The 16039-nt window shown below is 63.4% G+C and carries 14 protein-coding genes; 2 read left to right on the top strand and 12 right to left on the bottom strand.

Annotated elements, in window-relative coordinates; translation table 11 throughout:
- Window positions 1-122: 122 nt before the first annotated feature.
- From G8O24_RS17445 to G8O24_RS17395, 11 genes are all read right to left on the bottom strand, one after another.
- On the bottom strand, window positions 123-3347 hold the full coding sequence (locus tag G8O24_RS17445) for an autotransporter outer membrane beta-barrel domain-containing protein (RefSeq protein WP_188101340.1): 3225 nt from the start codon (window positions 3345-3347) through the stop codon (window positions 123-125).
- 248 nt (window positions 3348-3595) lie between these two features.
- Window positions 3596-3844, bottom strand: a complete 249-nt coding sequence (locus G8O24_RS17440; protein ID WP_188101338.1) for a DUF6894 family protein — start codon at window positions 3842-3844, stop codon at window positions 3596-3598.
- 45 nt (window positions 3845-3889) lie between these two features.
- Window positions 3890-4045 carry a hypothetical protein gene (locus G8O24_RS17435; RefSeq protein WP_188101337.1) on the bottom strand — a complete coding sequence of 52 codons (156 nt, stop codon included), beginning with the start codon at window positions 4043-4045 and terminating at the stop codon, window positions 3890-3892.
- Window positions 4046-5017 carry a helix-turn-helix transcriptional regulator gene (locus G8O24_RS17430; RefSeq protein ID WP_311972347.1) on the bottom strand — a complete coding sequence of 324 codons (972 nt, stop codon included), beginning with the start codon at window positions 5015-5017 and terminating at the stop codon, window positions 4046-4048.
- A gap of 225 nt (window positions 5018-5242) precedes the next feature.
- Window positions 5243-6397 carry a helix-turn-helix transcriptional regulator gene (locus G8O24_RS17425; protein WP_188101333.1) on the bottom strand — a complete coding sequence of 385 codons (1155 nt, stop codon included), beginning with the start codon at window positions 6395-6397 and terminating at the stop codon, window positions 5243-5245.
- 264 nt (window positions 6398-6661) lie between these two features.
- Window positions 6662-7159 carry a hypothetical protein gene (locus G8O24_RS17420; RefSeq protein WP_188101332.1) on the bottom strand — a complete coding sequence of 166 codons (498 nt, stop codon included), beginning with the start codon at window positions 7157-7159 and terminating at the stop codon, window positions 6662-6664.
- Window positions 7160-7257: 98 nt separating this feature from the next.
- Window positions 7258-7704 carry a MaoC family dehydratase gene (locus G8O24_RS17415; protein WP_188101329.1) on the bottom strand — a complete coding sequence of 149 codons (447 nt, stop codon included), beginning with the start codon at window positions 7702-7704 and terminating at the stop codon, window positions 7258-7260.
- Window positions 7705-8094: 390 nt separating this feature from the next.
- Entirely contained in the window at window positions 8095-8517 is a 423-nt protein-coding gene (locus tag G8O24_RS17410; protein ID WP_188101327.1) for a hypothetical protein, read from the bottom strand.
- A 12-nt stretch (window positions 8518-8529) separates the two neighbouring features.
- Window positions 8530-8751 (bottom strand): hypothetical protein, encoded by a 222-nt coding sequence (locus G8O24_RS17405; protein ID WP_027532266.1) that lies wholly within the window; start codon window positions 8749-8751, stop codon window positions 8530-8532.
- A gap of 111 nt (window positions 8752-8862) precedes the next feature.
- Window positions 8863-9681, bottom strand: coding sequence for a lytic murein transglycosylase (locus G8O24_RS17400; RefSeq protein WP_188101325.1), 819 nt, complete (start codon window positions 9679-9681; stop codon window positions 8863-8865).
- 199 nt (window positions 9682-9880) lie between these two features.
- Window positions 9881-11740 carry a flavin-containing monooxygenase gene (locus G8O24_RS17395; protein ID WP_188101323.1) on the bottom strand — a complete coding sequence of 620 codons (1860 nt, stop codon included), beginning with the start codon at window positions 11738-11740 and terminating at the stop codon, window positions 9881-9883.
- Window positions 11741-11924: 184 nt separating this feature from the next.
- On the opposite strand from G8O24_RS17395, the gene G8O24_RS17390 reads away from it, so the two are divergent.
- Window positions 11925-13550 (top strand): long-chain fatty acid--CoA ligase, encoded by a 1626-nt coding sequence (locus tag G8O24_RS17390; protein ID WP_188101322.1) that lies wholly within the window; start codon window positions 11925-11927, stop codon window positions 13548-13550.
- Window positions 13551-13631: 81 nt separating this feature from the next.
- Here the strand turns inward: G8O24_RS17390 and G8O24_RS17385 are convergent, their stop codons facing one another.
- Window positions 13632-13907, bottom strand: coding sequence for a hypothetical protein (locus tag G8O24_RS17385; protein WP_188101320.1), 276 nt, complete (start codon window positions 13905-13907; stop codon window positions 13632-13634).
- Between the two features lie 177 nt (window positions 13908-14084).
- Here G8O24_RS17385 and G8O24_RS17380 point away from each other — a divergent pair, with 177 nt between their 5' ends.
- Window positions 14085-16037 (top strand): hybrid sensor histidine kinase/response regulator, encoded by a 1953-nt coding sequence (locus G8O24_RS17380; RefSeq protein ID WP_188101319.1) that lies wholly within the window; start codon window positions 14085-14087, stop codon window positions 16035-16037.
- Window positions 16038-16039 lie beyond the last annotated feature (2 nt).

Genomic DNA, 16039 nt, shown 5'->3' with positions numbered 1-16039 from the left:
CAATGCCTGATCCATAACACATCAGGCGCACGCCCCCATCCTCCGATCGGAGGATGGGGCCGGCCGGGCGGATGGGGCCCGGCCGGCGGCGTCGCATTCGGGCCGCCAGGGCTGATGCCGGCTCAGAACGCGACGCGGAGGCCCCCTTTCGCGGTTCCCGTGCGGCTCTGATCAGACATCATCATGCCCTCCACGGCCCCGAACAGGGACAGGTTGCGACTGGTGCGATAGTCGAGGCCGAAGCCCGCGACGGCGCCGACCGTGCTTCGGCTGCCCGGCGTGACGAAGGACAGGGTCTGACCAAGCAGCACCGTGTTGATGGTGGTGTCGCCCACGCGTTGAAGCGCGATCACGCCGCCATGAATGTTGGCTTTGAGCTCACCGCCATCGAAGCGCGTGACCCGGGAGAGATCGACCTCGCCGCGCTCCTCGATGTCCTGGAGCGTACGGCCGCCGACCGACAGGCCTTGCGCGGAGCCGGTCTCGCTATAGCCGTCGAACCGGCCCGCGACATAACGCAGCCGCGCCGTCGGCGTCAGCAGATAGCCATTGCCGATCTCGAGCTTGTAGCCATAGGCGAGCTCGGGACTGATGTACCATCCGCTGTAACTCGCGGTTGCCGTCTCCATGCCTCCGACAGCGGCACCGTTGAGCACGAGACGTCGCGATTTGTTGTCGGCACTGCCGCCCTGGAGCGTGAAATCGAAGAATTGCGCGGCCCATTCAAACCGGCTGTAGGCGCCGCCGAAGACATAGGCGGTGTCGACCGATTGCGAGTTGAGATCGACCGACAGGCCGCCCTGCCCGCCGCCGAGGAAGGCGCCGACCAGCCAGTTCGGCTGCACCTTGCGGTCGATGCCGACGGCACCGCCCCAGGCGGTCGAGGTCGCGCGCAGGGTCGAGGCCGTCTCGTCCTGAATGCGCTGGCCGCCGAAGCTATTGGCCCAGACGGTGATCGGCGCGGGATCGGTCCAGAGGCTCTTCGGCGCCTTGGTGAAGGGCCCGGCCTGTGCCGTCTCGGGCGCATAGGCCATCGCCATCATGTTGCTGCCGGCACCGCCCGAGCCGCCGTTCAGGCGCCCCTGGACAAGCGAGGAGACGCCGCCGGTGAAGTCCATCAGCGTGCGATCGGTCTGTGCCAGCGCCGTCGGATCGAGCGTCGCGAGCGTGCTGCCCGAGACGACCGACGGGCCGTTGAAGCTGCCGCCCGAAGTAATGGTGTTGATGGTCCCCTCGAAGTTCGCAAAGGTCGGCAATGTGACTGATGTCAACGAGGACACCCTGCTCGTCGGCGCCAGATTGACGTTGACGACGTCATGGCCGAAGCCGAAATCGACGACGCCATTGATCTTCGAGCCGGGCAACAGCGTCAGCGTATCGGCTGCGCTGGTCAGCTTGATCGCCGTGCCGCTGGTCCCCGTGATGGTTCCGGCATTGACGATATCAGCCGCACCGGATGACCGAATGCCGACATTGCCGCTGATGGTGCCGGTATTGGTGATGCTCGTCGTGCTGTTTGTCGCAATGGCAAACGGGCCACCCGTAATGGTTCCAGCATTGCTGATCATGGCGGCGCCTTGAGCGAAAACGCCGTCGATGGTACCGGCGATGGTGCCGCCTGCCATGTTCGTCAGATTGAGCGCGCCTCCGGTGAGTATCCCGTTTTTCGCACTGATGGACCCCGAGTTGACGACATCGGCACGCCCGCCGGAAAAGATGCCATTCGCGCCGGCAGTCCCGCTAATGGTTCCCGAGTTCTGCAAGGCCACCGCCGTGACGGCCTGAACCACGTTCTCGCCCACCGCGCGAAGCGTGCCGGAATTGGTGACATTCGCCGTCTGGGCATCGACGGCGGCGCCGAAGCCGGTCGATTCGACAATGCCGGCATTGTTCATCGTGACCAGGTTGGCGCTGACGCCGAACTGGCCGGCGGAGATCAAGCCTCCTGACGCATTGGCAATGGTGGCGCTATTGCCGGCGGAAACGGCCCTTCCTCCATTCGTGCCGCCTTTGATCGTGCCGGCATTGGCGATGTTCGCATCCGTCACTGCGGAGATCGCAATCCCATTGACGTTCGCACTCTGGATGGTCCCGCCGGTATTGTTGCTTACGGCGACCGCGCCCGACACCGACATGATGGCGCGGCTCTCGCCCGCGATCAGCCCTGTGTTGGCCGTGACATTCACGGTGCCGGCGTGGATGCCCACCCCGCCCGTGGCCGCCGCGGTAATGCTTCCGGCATTCGTGACCGTCGCCGTTACCGCATTGATGGCGATCCCATTGACGTCGAGTGCCGAGATGGAGCCACCGCTGTTCGTGATCGTCGCGGTGTTGGCGGAAATTCCGTTGCGTCCTCCGGAGATCAGGGACGAGTTGGCGGACAGCACGACTGTTCCTGCCAGGATGCCGACGCTGCCGGCACCGAGCGCCTTGATGTCGCCTGCATTGGCGACCGTGACCGTGTTGATGACTCGAAGAGCGACGCCGTTCGCTGCGTTCGCCAGGATCATGCCCGTGTTGTTGACAGTCGCGTTTGTTCCGGCACTGACGCCCATTGCGTCGCCTTCGATCCGCGACGAATTGGCGGTCATTGTCACCGAACCGAAGACATTGACGGCGATGCCTCCAGCGGCCAGCGCCGAGATTATTCCGTGGTTATCGATCGAGGCGTTGCCACTTGCGACGACGGCGGTGCCATTTGCGCCGGTGGCGGTAATGGAACCACCATTGGCAATGGTCGCATCGGCTGTCGTAGACACGCCGAACCGGACACCGGAAATCGTTCCGGTGTTCGCGGTCACGGTGACCGTGGTTGCGCTGATTCCGATGGAGTTGGTACCAATGCCGATGATCGTTCCGGAATTGCTCACGGTGACCGTCGTCGCGTCAATGCCGTGCCCTTGCAGACCGCTCGTGATCGTTCCGGCGTTGTCCAGCTTGAGCGTCGCTGCCGTGATGCCGTTGAAACCGGAGATCATGGCTCCGGCGGCATTGGAGACCGTCACATCGCCGGCCCTGAGGCCGGCTCCGTTGGGTCCGTCGATCGTGCCGAGATTGGTCAAAACGCCGCCCGAGCCGGTCGTGATGCCGAAGGAGCTTCCGTGAACGGTCGCGCCCGCTGCGACCTGATAGGTGTTGTTATCGTCGGTGATGGTGCCGTATCCGGTCACACCACCCTGCTGTGTATCGACATTTCCCGAACAGACGATGGTTGCGTTGCTCACCGGCGCGACCGGCGTACATGCCGCCTCCGCCCGGTCGATCACCAGCAAGGGCGCCAGCAGCAGCGCGGACGCCGGAACCTGCAGCAGGCGGCGGTTGACGGTTGCAAGAAGCCATCGTTTCATTTCATTCCCCAAGTCATTCCCCAAGTCATTCCCCAAGCGAAGGCCTGCACCCGACTGGCGTGCAGACATATTGCGTCGGCCTCCTCCGATCGAAGGAGGCAGTCGCAGCAATCCGTGAATCGCTGATCGCCAAGGTAGAAGGACGCCCATCATCCGACTTGGACAGATGCGACCGGGTTTGGTCTCAGAACGAACTTGCGGCTCTCTCGTGCGTCAGTGATGCAGAGCTGCGACACCGCCCGCGGGCTTCAGGTCCGGTCCCAACCGGGCTTTTCGGGACTCTCAGCCCAAACCGCGGCGCGATAGATCTCGCGCCCGCCATTGTCCCTGACACGGATCCACGCATCGCGATCGCGCAAATCGTCGCGCCAGACGAACAGATGCCTCGCCATCTCGTCGGCGACCACGAACGTTGCCCCGGCATGCTCGAACACCATGCCACCCGGATCGATTTTCACGACATTGCCGACCATGAGGTCGAAGAAGAAACGGCGCATTCAAGACTCCAACGAACGGCGCCGCACGCAACGCTGCACCATGCCTTACTCCACGCGGCAGAACACGTCGTCGGCCGCGTACCCAACGCTGCGCAGCGCCCCCGCCTGCTGGCATGCACCGCATTCACGATCGGAGATCACCTCAAAAATTCCCAGATCCGCCTCGAAGTTGATGGCTCGCTCGAATTCGCCTCGGTGCATTCAATCGGCGGCGCTCCTGACGTCGCTCGGCGTCGCCCCATAGGCGCGGCGGAAGCGACGGTTGAAGTAAGAGAGGTCGCCGAAGCCGACATCGTAGGCGATTGAGCTGACGGGACGGTCGGCGAACTCCGGCTCCCGCAGCATGCGATGGGCTCGCTTCAGACGTTGATCGATCAGGAAGGAAGAGAACGTCTTGCCGTCAGCCTCGAACAGGCGCTGGAGATAGCGCGGCGTGACGCCGAGTTCCTGCGCGACAGCGGCGACCGACAGGTCCTGTCGCCAGCAATTATTGGCGATCAGACCCTTGGCCTTGCGCAGGCGCGCCGCCTTCGCGCCCCGTCGGCCGGCGCTTTCCCTGGCCTCGTCGTTAGGGCCGAGCACGAGCGCCAGCAGGTCGTGCAGATGGCCGGCGCCGAGTTCCCGCAATGCCGGCGTCGCCGATGCGTGTTCCCGCACCAGCGACGTGGCGTAGTCGACCAGCACGCTGATCTCGGCCCGCCGGTCCTTGATCACGCGCATCACGGCGTCATCGACGTCCATGATAATCGGCGCGAGCACGCGCCGCGGCACGCGCATCGAAAAGCAGTCTCCGGCCACGAACCGTTCGAAGGTCGTGGCGTCCTCGGCGCTGGCCAGCACGGCCTCCCCGGGCCCCAGCAGCAAATCCCGCCCTCGCCCCGTGACACCGATGGTTCCCGAGCGATTGAACACGAATGCAAGACTGTCGTCGCCGTCGACGACGAGCTGCCGGGTCCGAACGAGCTTGGCGCCAAACAGCGTGCCGAGAAGCAATTGGGCGTTGGGCAGTGAATGCGCGGTCAGGCTCGCCATGATGGGCTCGCCCTCGCGTATTTCCAGCTCGGCCTTGACGACGCCGCGGCAGTAGAAATCGCGCAGCGTGGTCACGCGCTCGGCTTCGGGAATGTCGTTCGACGAGAACCTGAGAATGGAAACATCTTCATTGCCGCTCACTGCAATCCCTCCAATCGACGAGCAGGCGCGGCCACGCGCTGTCGTTTCCCCGCACGCGTACTCGGTGCCGCGCATTGTGGTGGTGGCGCATTGCCCTTGCCGCTCCGGAAATCGCCTATACGAAAGTGTCACATGACAAGCGTCATGCGTTCGGAGGACGAATGCAGGCAGCTCTTCACAAGAGATTGAGATGGTGCAATCGCGCGGCGCGCGATGTGAATTGGGTCACACGAGATCATTCGGATCGGCCTGCTGCGCGAAGGGTGCGGCGAAGCCGGCTGCGATCTTCACGAGGTCCGCCTGCCTGCCGGCGCCGGTCTTCTCGAACAGGCGACCAAGATGAGTCTTCACCGTCGTCTCGGCAATTCCGAGCCGTGCCGCGATATCGGGAACTCCGCCGAGCTCGACGATGGCCATCAGCACGCGCAGTTCGGACGGTGTCAGCCTGAATGCTGCGCCAATCGCCGCCGTTGCGAGTTGAGGCGCCATCGCGGCCTTCTGCAGGAACAGCACGGTCGCAACGCCGTCGCGTTGCAGGCTGCGTTCGTGCGTCAGCGAAAAGGAATGGGCCAGATAGTGCTGGCCGTCGGTCGACGTCATGAGCTCGATCTTGCGGCGACCTGATGAACCGGTTCCGTCGTCGACGCCGACATCGAACAGGCTGCGGAATATCTTGTCGGCTTGGGTGTTACGGGCGACGATGCGATCGCCTGCGATCGCGAGCAGATTGCCGTCAGCAAGCACTTGCCGGCAGGCCGCGTTGGCGTGCACGACCCGTCCCTCCGCGTCGAACAGGCAGATCGCCGTGCTCAGGCGGTCAAGGACCTCGGCAAGGTCGGCCACGATGTGCGAGCGGGCCCTGATCTGCCTGCTCATGACGCGGGAGCGCTGGATGTGCGGCGCAATCAACCGCATGCGCTCGCGCATCGCATCATCGACGGTTCCGCGCGCCCTGCCGCGCATCACCTGCAGAATCGTCGTGCGCGCGCGCGATCGCTCCAGCGTAACGGTCGCGAGGTCGACGGCGCCTTGCGGTTCCACCCATTCGCGGTAGAAGCTCGTGGCGACGAAGTCGGAATAGGGCATCACGTCGGCCACGCCGATGGTCTGTTCGACCGCAGGATCGAGATGGCGATCCAGCAAAGGATCGAGCTCGACATACCGGTCCCGGTAGAGCTCGCGGAAGCGGGAGTCCAAGCCGTAATGCTGGTGGATTTCGATCGAGAGCCGGGCTGCGTCGCGCGAGAGAATGGTCACGGCCGAACCGCCGATGAAATGAGCGACCTGCTCCAGGGCGGCCCCTCGCCGCGCGGGATCGACTGCCGCGTCGTAGATCTCGCCGACGAGCGAGGAGAACCTGTTCGCCTCAGGAATCGTCATCGGCCGAGCGATGCGGTCTTGAGGCTGACGACGACAGACCGGCCGCCTGTCGTCGCCGACGAGAAAACGTCAGGAAAAAATGCGGCAATCTCGACCATCGTCCCTGGGTAACGTCAACCGCAGGATGCGGCTTGGACGTTTTCGCCAAAGACTAGGATTAATGCGAACAGCGATCGGGCTGTGTGCGGCGTGTCACGCGCCATCTCGCTGTTGCCGTCGCCTCTTGCTCAAGTCCTGCCTGCCAATATCGGCGACAGCGGCGATTTATTTCCGGTTCTCCTCGCAGAATTTCAGCGCGGCAAGCGCCTCGCCGGCGCGCGGGATCTGCATCTCGATGCTGTCGTCGTCGTCATCCTCGAAATCGAGCGTGAGGCGCTTGGCCTTCGACAGGCGATCCATGATCGACTGATCGTATTCGAAGATGCCGCGGATGGTGGTCTTGTCCATGACCTCCCATTTCGCCTTCGCCATGATGTCGGCATCATCGGTGCCGACGTCGGCGCGCAGGATCTCGCCGACCTTGTTCCACTCCCAGCCGTCATAGATCATCACGATCACGATGGCCTTGTCCGAATAGGTGATGACGATGACGTAGTCGCGGTTCTCGTCGTCCTTGTCCTTGTAGCCGCGGCTGGCATTGCAGTGGGTGTCCTGGGTGCGCTTCTCGATGGTCCAGTCGCCGACCTTGGATTGTTGCGCGAGCGCGGGCCCGCCAATCAAGGCCCCGGCGAACAGCGCAGCGGCAAGGCAAATTCGTTTCATGTCAGCCTCCAGCGTTTCCCCACGCCAAGCTGACCACCTCCCTCCGCATGCCGCAAGGCCTCCGGCCGGCCGTACCGGCCGCCGGCGAACGAAGTGAACTACGCCCGCCGCGGCACGATCGCAATCGGGGTGAAGGTGTAAACCTCCTCGCCGTTCTGGTTGAACATCGTCCACTTCACCAGCGCGATGCCTTGCGGCTTCGACTTCGACGGCGTCAGGCTCATGACCTCGCCGACCAGATGCAGGCGGTCATTCGGCCGCACCGGGATCATCCAGCGCAGCCCGTCGACGCCGGCGCCGATCAACGGGTGCGGACCGAACGGACGGGTCTGGATCGCAAGGTTCATGGCGATCGCCGCGGTGTGCCAACCCGAAGCCGCCAGGCCATTGAACAGGGTGGCCTTGGCGGCCTCGTGGTCAAGATGCATCGGCTGCGGGTCAAACTCGGCGGCAAAGCGCTTGATGTCGGCCTCGGTGACCTCGACCTCCGGAGATTTGAAACGCATGCCGACGGTGAGATCGTCGAACCAGGCGACCTGGGCCATGATTTGCCTCGAAAAGTGATGTACCGCCCGCGTTGCGCACGGCCGAATGGATGGATTGCCGATGCGATGTAGCGGTTTAGCCGCTCGCAGGCTAGGTCCCGGTTCCCCGCGAAACCCCTTTCCTGGCTCGACGAAACACGCCGGAAACAGACGCCGGGTTAAGTCGTTGTCAAAATCATACAGGGACGTGCGTCATGCAATTCTTCCTCGCCCTCATCTACGAGTATGCAAGCTGCCAGCATCTCCTCGCCCAGCCGCTAGGGGAGGATGAGCTATGATCGAACTGATCTCGGTTTTCCTCGTGCTTTGCAGCATCGGCGTTTTCGCCGCGCACGCGCTGGATGCCTACCGCACCACGCACTCCTGACCTACGGTCCGGCGCTCCGCTCGTTAGAATGGCCGCCGGTAGAAGTGTTCCGAGTGCGTAGCCGGCGGAAACCGGTTGGCGAGCGCCAGCGCACCCTTCTCGTCCGTCTCGAGCGCGATCTTTTGCGCCAGCATGACGTCACCCGGCACGAGAAAGCCTGAGGGGACGAAGCACCACCCCATCGTTGCGATCCCGGCCTCGTCGATCTCGTGGACGTTGGCGGCCGTGCCGTAGTGGATGCGATAGCGCTTGCCGCTGTCGCAACCGATCACGTCGAAATGCCGGTGCTGCTCGAATTGCGTGCGTTGCTCCTCCGACAGCCATTCGGACAACAGCCGACGGCCGCGCGCTTCCGGCGTGTTCTCGCCGAAGAAGCGCCGGTAGAGCTCGCGGAGCGCGTGCAGGCGCGCTCGCGCGGGCGCGCGAAGCCTGAAGACCGCGATCATGAACCGTTCAGATCAACCGCCGACAAGGCGGGGATAGAACAGCGTTTCCCGCGCGGTCGGGTCGAACGATTTGATACGAGTGACTTCGCCGGGCCCGGTCCGGTACGCGGCGGTAAAGCCCGCGCCGGTCAGCTCCCGAAAGCGTTGTTCGGCCCGCGCCAACGCTTCGGCATTTTCTGGATCAAACTCGTGGCGTGTGTCGCCGGTCTGGTCCATCACGATCTGGGTAGCCATGTCGAGTCTCCTCATGCCCAGCCCTGAACTTGATCTAAGCAAACCTCGTGCCGTCGGTTCCTGAATGCAACAACTTTCTCGAAGATCGGTGGTCACGCCTTGCGGAGCGCCTCAGCGCGCCGCCGCCGTCCCGCCGCCCCCGTCGATCTGCCGCCCCATCAGTGCGATGGCCTTCTGGTAGACACCTGCCGCATTCCACGCCTGGATGGCGGCGAAATTCGGCTCGCCCGGCTGGTAACCGGCTCCCGCACGCCAGCCATTGGCCTTGAGGAAGTTCGCGGTCGAGCTCAGCGCATTGGCGGCGACGTCGAGATTGCCGGTGCCGTAGGCCAGAATGTTCTTGGGCATGAACTGGGTCTGGCCGACCTCGCCATGCATCGAGCCGCGGGTTGCTCCCGACAGCACGCCGCGATCGACCAGCTTCAGCGCCGCATAGAGCTGCTCGGTGAAGAATTCGGGACGGCGACAATCATAGGCGAGCGTCGCAATCGACGAGAGCATGTTCTGGTTGCCGCGCTGGCTGCCGAAACCGGTCTCCATGCCCCAGATCGCGATCAACGGCCCCGGCGGCACGCCATAACGCTGCTCGATCGAAGCGAACATCGCGGCCTGCGACTGCTTCAGCGAACGGCCTCGCGCCACGATGGTGGCGGCGCCGCGCTTGGCCAAAAACTGATCGAGCGAGAGCGAAAAACTGTGCTGGCTGCGGTCGGCATTGATGGTGGCGGTGGCGTAATTGGTCTGCATCAGGGCCGAGATCGCGGTCTGGCCGATGCCTTTGCCCTGGGCCTCCGCGCTGAATTCGCGTTTCCAGGCCTCGAAGCCGCCGGGGCCGTTGCCGCATTGGGCGGCATCGGCCACCTCGGCGAGCGACACCAGTAGCGCCGCCGCGCCGATCGTTGCCGCAGCAATGGTCCTGCCCTTGGTCATTCCGTGGTCCCTTCCGTCGATTTTACGCGACCGGCTCGCGCGCCGGCATGATCCTACGGCGGCCCTATCAGCTCAAGCCCCGACCAATGCAATCAATGCAAGCAATGCGCTTGACATGACTCAAACGCTTGTCGTCGCTCCGGATCGCCGACGATGAGGGAGAGCGGCGTTGCTCCTGGGGGGCGCCGGGTCCTGACGGTTAGGCTGGAACCGGGGTGCCCTCGGTGTTCGCGGCCGCCCCGAAGGTCAATTCCAGTCCGTCCAGATCGCCCTGCTTCCGCCATTTGGCAAGCAGGCGCAGGAACGCCATCGGCCCGCGCCAATACTGGCTGTTGCGCGCCGCGATCGGATCGAACACGCCCTCATTGTTGTAGTAGCCGGGCGTGCATTCGGCGAGATAGGTCTGGCGCCCGACCGCGGCCTTGACGACCTCGTCGACCCAGGCGTTCTCGGCCGCGAGCGTCGGCTCCAGCGTCCTTGCCCCACGCTTGCGCGCCTCTGATATGACATAGGCAATGTGCTGCGACTGCTCGTCGATGATGTGCGGGAAGTTGGCGCTCTGGCCGGCCTGCACGGTTACGATCAGGAAGCAATTCGGGAAGCCGCGGCTGTAGAAGCCGTGCATGGTCTTGACGCCATCGCGCCAGCGTTCGGACAGGCTGATGCCGTCGCGGCCGTAGACTTCAAACCCCATGCGGCGCGCATAGTCGGTGCCGACCTCGAAACCGCTGGCATAGATCAGACAGTCGAGCTCGTAGGCCTTGCCGTCGACGATAACCGCATTCTCCGTGATGCGTTCGACGCCCCTGCCCCTGGTATCGACCAGATGCACGTTGGGGCGGTTGAAGGTGTCGAGATATTCGTCGTGAAAGCAGGGCCGCTTGCAGAACGCCTTGTACCAGGGCTTGAGCGCTGCCGCGGTCGCCTCGTCCTTGACGACGGCGTCGACGCGGGCCCGGATCTCGTCCATCTTGCGATAGTCGGCCTGCTCGATCACCTTCAGCGCCTCCTCCATCGAGGTCACCTGATGCGGCTGACGGCGCGGCGCGAGCAGGATCTCGCCGAGCAGACCGGTCCAGCCGTCCTGCACCAGATCCTGCTCGAACGGCTCGCCCGAAATCACCGCGGTGAAATTGTCCATCCGCTCGCGCTGCCAGCCCGGCTTCAGGCTCTCCGCCCACGACGGGTCCGTCGGCCGGTCGTCGCGCACGCCGATCGCCGACGGCGTGCGCTGAAACACGAAGAGCTGCTTCGCCGAGCGGCCAAGATGCGGCACGCATTGCACTGATGTCGCGCCGGTACCGATGATGCCGACGCGCTTGTCGGCAAGACCGTCGAGACCGCCCTCCGAATTGCCGCCGGTGTAGGCGTAATCCCAGCGGCTGGTATGGAAGCTGTGTCCCCTGAAGCTCTCGATGCCGGGAATGCCCGGCAGCTTCGGCCGACTGAGCGGGCCTCCGGCGAGAATGACGAAGCGCGCGCGGATCCGATCGCCGCGATCGGTCTCGACCAGCCAGCGTCCGTCCTGCTCCTGCCATTTCATGCGCGAGATGACGGTCTGAAACAGCGCGCGCTCGTAGAGGTCGAAGTGACGACCGATGCGGCGCGAGTGCTCGTAGATCTCCGGCGCGCGCGCATATTTGCGCACCGGCATGTAGCCGGTCTCTTCCAGCAGCGGCAGATAGATGTAGCTCTCGGTGTCGCAGGCGGCGCCTGGATAGCGATTCCAGTACCAGGTGCCGCCGAAATCAGCGGCCTTTTCCACGATGCGGAAATCGGCGATGCCGGCCGCGCGCAGACGCGCACCGCACAGCAAGCCGCCAAAGCCACCGCCGACGATGACGACCTCGGTGTCTTCGCTGACCGGCGCGCGCGCAAAGCCAGGATAGGCCCAGGGATCGTCGAGATAGCGGGCAAAGCCGCCTGTGACCTCGACATATTGCGCCTTGCCTTCGGAACGCAGACGCAGGTCGCGCTCGTCGCGATAGCGCGCACGCAACGCGTCGATGTCGATCTTAGGCGCGCCGGCGGCACCGGTCTTGTGTCTTTCCGCTGACATCGATCTCCTCCAGGCGGCCCGCTGCTTCGGCGGCAACTCACGCCAGTTAGCCCCGAAAAAGTCACGCACGCAATCATGCCCGTCGCTTTTTGCGTGGACGTCACGCGACGTTCCGCTACGTTTGCACGCAAGCACGAACGCAACGTGTCACATTTCCAGGGCGCAAGACCTTTCGGAGGGGACAATGCAGGGATTGATGATGGACATGCCGCTCCTGATCAGCGGCCTGATCCAATATGCCGCCGATTATCACGGCGAGGCGGAGATCGTCGCGCGCGAGATCGAGGGCGACATCCATCGCTATACCTATGCCGAGGCGCATCCGCGCATCAAGCGCATAGCGCTGGCGCTGAAGCGGCTCGGCATGAGACCAGGCGACCGCGTCGGCACGCTCGCCTGGAATACGCACCGCCATTTCGAGATGTTCTACGCGGCGCCGGGCATGGGCTACGTGCTGCACACGGTCAATCCGCGGCTGTTTCCCGACCAGCTCGTCTACATCATCAACCACGCCGAGGACCGTCTCCTCTTCATCGACCGCGCCACGCTGCCGATCGTCGAGGCGATCGCGCCGCAGCTCAAGACGATCGAAGCCTATGTGATGATGTCATCGCGCGAACGCATGCCGGAGACGAAGCTTGCGAACGTGCATTGCTTTGAGGAGCTTCTCGACAAGGAGAGCGAGGCCGGCTTCGCCTGGCCGGAGTTCGACGAGAAATCCGCCTCCACCATCTGCTACACCTCGGGCACGACGGGCAATCCCAAGGGCGTGATCTATTCGCACCGCGCCGCGATCCTGCAGACCATGACCTGCTGCAACTTCGACTTCATTCCCGGACATCGCGAGGGCGTGCGCGAGGTGATGATGCCGATGGCGCCGCTATTCCACGGCAATGGCTGGAACATGCCGTTCTCCGCGCCCTATACCGGCTCGAAGCTGGTGCTGCCCGGCCGCAATTACGAGCCCGACAAGCTCTATGAGCTGTTGGAGGGCGAGAAGGTCACGCTCGCGGCGGGCGTGCCGAGCTTCTGGCTGATCCTGCTCGATTGGCTTGGCCGCACCGGCAACAAATTCTCCAACCTGCGCGCGACGCTGTCGTCGGGCTCGGCGCCGCCGCGCGCGATGGTCGAGAAGCTCAAGCGCGAATATCATGTCGACTACATCCAGGCCTGGGGCATGACGGAAGCGCTGGGCTGCTCGATGCCCGGCTTGCGGCCGGGCTCGGAGCATCTCAGCGAAACCGAATTCTTCGACCGGCGCCAGATCTCGGGCCGTGCGTGCTTCGGCACGACCTTGCGCATCGTCGACGATGCCGGCGCCGAGTTGCCGCGCGACGGCAAGACCGTCGGCCATCTGCGCGCCCGCGGCCCTTGGGTCGCCTCCGGCTACATGAAGCTCAACGAAGGCCTCGACCGCGACGGTTGGCTGATCACCGGCGACATGGCCGTGATCGACCGGCACGGTCACGTCACCCTCACCGACCGCTCCAAGGACGTAATCAAGTCGGGCGGCGAATGGATCTCCTCGATCCAGCTCGAGGACGTCGCGCTGTCGCATCCCGACGTGCTGCAGGCCGCCGTCGTCGCCATCGCCCACGAGAAATGGCAGGAGCGCCCCCTGCTCCTCGTCGTCCGCAAGAAGGGCGCGACGGTGGACGGCAAGACTCTGCTCGAGCATATGCGTCCCAAGATCGCGAGCTGGTGGATGCCCGATGCGGTCGAATTCCTCGACGAATTCCCGATGACCGGCACCGGCAAGGTGCTCAAATCGGCGCTGCGCGAGAAGTTCAAGGCGTATCGCGTCGGCTGAGCAGAGCGAACTCCGATCGCGCAAAGCACCTGCGCCCGCCGTCCGTTCGCCGTCCGCCGGAGGTGGTCAATACGCCTCCTTTTATAACTTGGAGCGCAATTCGGCGAGTGAACGCATAATTTGTTCGAATGCCTCCGTCGCCCGCTGCCTGTCGCGTCCCCGCGACACCAAGCGGCTCATGTCGTTCAGCAGAAGGCTTGCTCTCTCAATCCGCGCGAGTTGCTGGGCGTACCCCTCTTCCCCACCGGCAAGTGCTGATTCCAACTGGTCAGCAAGCCTCGTGACCTCGGAGGCACACTCCTGGGATGACAGGCCATGATCGGGGCAGGGAAATCGCAGAATCTGGTCGCGTTCCATCAGGACCTCCGGCCTGAGATACGACCGGCGAGCGGGTTTGGATCAGTGCGCGATGTCAGTAATTTGCTAGAACCTCGAAACTCTGCAGAGCGTAACGAGGCAGATCAAAGGGCTCTCTTTGGGAACGTTCTTCAAAGTCCGACGTTACTTCAGCCCGCACTCTGAGTTCCTTTCGGTATGAAAACCGTTGCTGCCCCGGGCTCCCCGAGCCTCGAATTGCTGATCAATGCCATTGTAGATTACGCCATCTTCATGCTGGACGCCGACGGCGTGATCCGCAGCTGGAATAAGGGAGCTGAGCGCCTCAAAGGTTATGCTGCCGATGAGGCCATCGGGAAATCCTTCTCGATCTTTTACACACCGGAAGATCGAGAAAAGGATTTGCCGATAAAGGCGTTGGCAATTGCTGCCGCGACGGGGCGCTTCGCCTCCGAGGGATGGCGGGTCAGAAAGGATGGGAGCCGCTTTTGGGCGCTCGTGGTTCTCGACGCGATACGCGCCGAAGGCGGCGAGCTGATCGGGTTTGCGAAGGTCACGCGCGACATAACGGAGCGGCAGCAGGCCCATGACGACCTCGTGGAAAGCGAACGACGCTATCGCCGGCTCATCGAAGCTGTGGTCGATTACGCCATTTTCCAGCTGGATTCGTCCGGCCATGTTGCGACCTGGAACCCCGGGGCCCAGCGCATCAAGGGGTATCGTCCGGAAGAGATCATCGGCCGGCATTTCAGCACGTTCTACACGCCCGAGGACCTCGACAAGGGAGTGCCAAAGGCGGCCTTGGCAGAGGCCGCCGAAAAAGGTCGATTCGAAGCCGAGGGCTGGCGCATGCGAAAGGACGGCACGCGCTTCTGGGCTTCGGTGGTGATCGATCGGATTTCCGACGAGAGCGGTGCGATTGTCGGCTTTGCCAAGGTCACGCGCGACCTCACCGAGCGCAAGCAGGCTCAGGACGAGCTTCAACGCGTCCAGGAACAGCTCGTCGCCTCGCAAAAGCTCGAAGCGATCGGACAGCTGAGCGGCGGCATTGCGCACGACTTCAACAATCTTCTCATGATCGTCCTCGGCAATCTCGAGAACGCCGAGCGCAGCAGCCGCAATATCGGAGGGCCGAACCTCCATCGCGCGTTGGCCAACGCGAAGCGCGGCGCTCAAAGGGCAGCGGCACTGACCAGTCGGCTGCTCGCCTTCTCGCGTCGCCAAGCGCTCGACCCGAAACCGATCAACCTCAACAGCTTCCTCAATGGCCTGCAGGAATTCCTTCAGCGCACGCTGGGTGAACGCATCGAAGTGCAAACCGTCGGCGGCGCCGGCCTCTGGCAGATCGAGGCGGACGTCAATCATCTGGAATCGACGATCGTCAATCTGGCGATCAATGCCCGCGACGCGATGCCGAATGGCGGAAAGCTGACCATAGAGGCAACAAACGTCTCTGCCGACGAAGATTATTCACGCACCAACCCCGAGCTCACCGTGGGCCAGTATGTCGTCCTCTGCGTCAGTGACACCGGCTCCGGCATGAGTCCGGAAGTCCGAGATCATGCATTCGAGCCCTTCTTCACGACCAAGGAGCCGGGCCAGGGAACCGGCCTTGGATTGAGCCAGGTCTATGGCTTCGTGAAACAGTCAGGCGGACACGTGAAAATCTACAGCGAGGTGGGAGAAGGCACCAGCATCAGGATGTATTTCCCCCGCTACGCCGGCAACGGTCCACAGCCGGCTTTGAGCGATGATGACGAACGCATCCTGGAGGGGGCCTCCGTCGAAACCATTCTCGTCGTCGAAGATGATCCGGATCTGAGGGGCTACGTTTCGGAGGTGCTGCGCGATCTCAATTATCGCGTCTTGTCTGCCGGCAGCGCGCAGGCGGCCCTCACAATTCTATTGCAGGACAACCAGCCCGTTGATCTCCTTCTGACCGATGTGGTCATGCCCGGGATCAATGGACGCGAGTTGGGAAGACGCTCGCAGGAGATTAGACCGGATCTCAGGATTCTCTACATGACCGGTTACTCGCGCAACGCCGTCGTTCACCATGGACGCCTTGATGAGGGTGTAGACCTCCTCGAAAAGCCGATTACTCAGGCAAGACTGGCGCTGAAGGTTCGCGAGATTCTGGATCGAAATTGAAG

The sequence above is a fragment of the Bradyrhizobium campsiandrae genome, from assembly GCF_014529705.1.
Classification (GTDB): Bacteria; Pseudomonadota; Alphaproteobacteria; order Rhizobiales; family Xanthobacteraceae; genus Bradyrhizobium; species Bradyrhizobium campsiandrae.
This window is presented reverse-complemented; position numbering and strand designations above follow the sequence as displayed.

Coding starts and splice junctions, on each gene's coding strand:
- G8O24_RS17440 (WP_188101338.1), bottom strand. CDS start 3,844: ATGCGCCGTTTCTTCTTCGACCTCATGGTCGGCAATGTCGTGAAAATC.
- G8O24_RS17385 (WP_188101320.1), bottom strand. CDS start 13,907: ATGGAACGCGACCAGATTCTGCGATTTCCCTGCCCCGATCATGGCCTG.
- G8O24_RS17410 (WP_188101327.1), bottom strand. CDS start 8,517: ATGATCGCGGTCTTCAGGCTTCGCGCGCCCGCGCGAGCGCGCCTGCAC.
- G8O24_RS17380 (WP_188101319.1), top strand. CDS start 14,085: ATGAAAACCGTTGCTGCCCCGGGCTCCCCGAGCCTCGAATTGCTGATC.
- G8O24_RS17445 (WP_188101340.1), bottom strand. CDS start 3,347: ATGAAACGATGGCTTCTTGCAACCGTCAACCGCCGCCTGCTGCAGGTT.
- G8O24_RS17400 (WP_188101325.1), bottom strand. CDS start 9,681: ATGACCAAGGGCAGGACCATTGCTGCGGCAACGATCGGCGCGGCGGCG.
- G8O24_RS17415 (WP_188101329.1), bottom strand. CDS start 7,704: ATGGCCCAGGTCGCCTGGTTCGACGATCTCACCGTCGGCATGCGTTTC.
- G8O24_RS17425 (WP_188101333.1), bottom strand. CDS start 6,397: ATGACGATTCCTGAGGCGAACAGGTTCTCCTCGCTCGTCGGCGAGATC.
- G8O24_RS17420 (WP_188101332.1), bottom strand. CDS start 7,159: ATGAAACGAATTTGCCTTGCCGCTGCGCTGTTCGCCGGGGCCTTGATT.
- G8O24_RS17395 (WP_188101323.1), bottom strand. CDS start 11,740: ATGTCAGCGGAAAGACACAAGACCGGTGCCGCCGGCGCGCCTAAGATC.
- G8O24_RS17390 (WP_188101322.1), top strand. CDS start 11,925: ATGCAGGGATTGATGATGGACATGCCGCTCCTGATCAGCGGCCTGATC.
- G8O24_RS17435 (WP_188101337.1), bottom strand. CDS start 4,045: ATGCACCGAGGCGAATTCGAGCGAGCCATCAACTTCGAGGCGGATCTG.
- G8O24_RS17405 (WP_027532266.1), bottom strand. CDS start 8,751: ATGGCTACCCAGATCGTGATGGACCAGACCGGCGACACACGCCACGAG.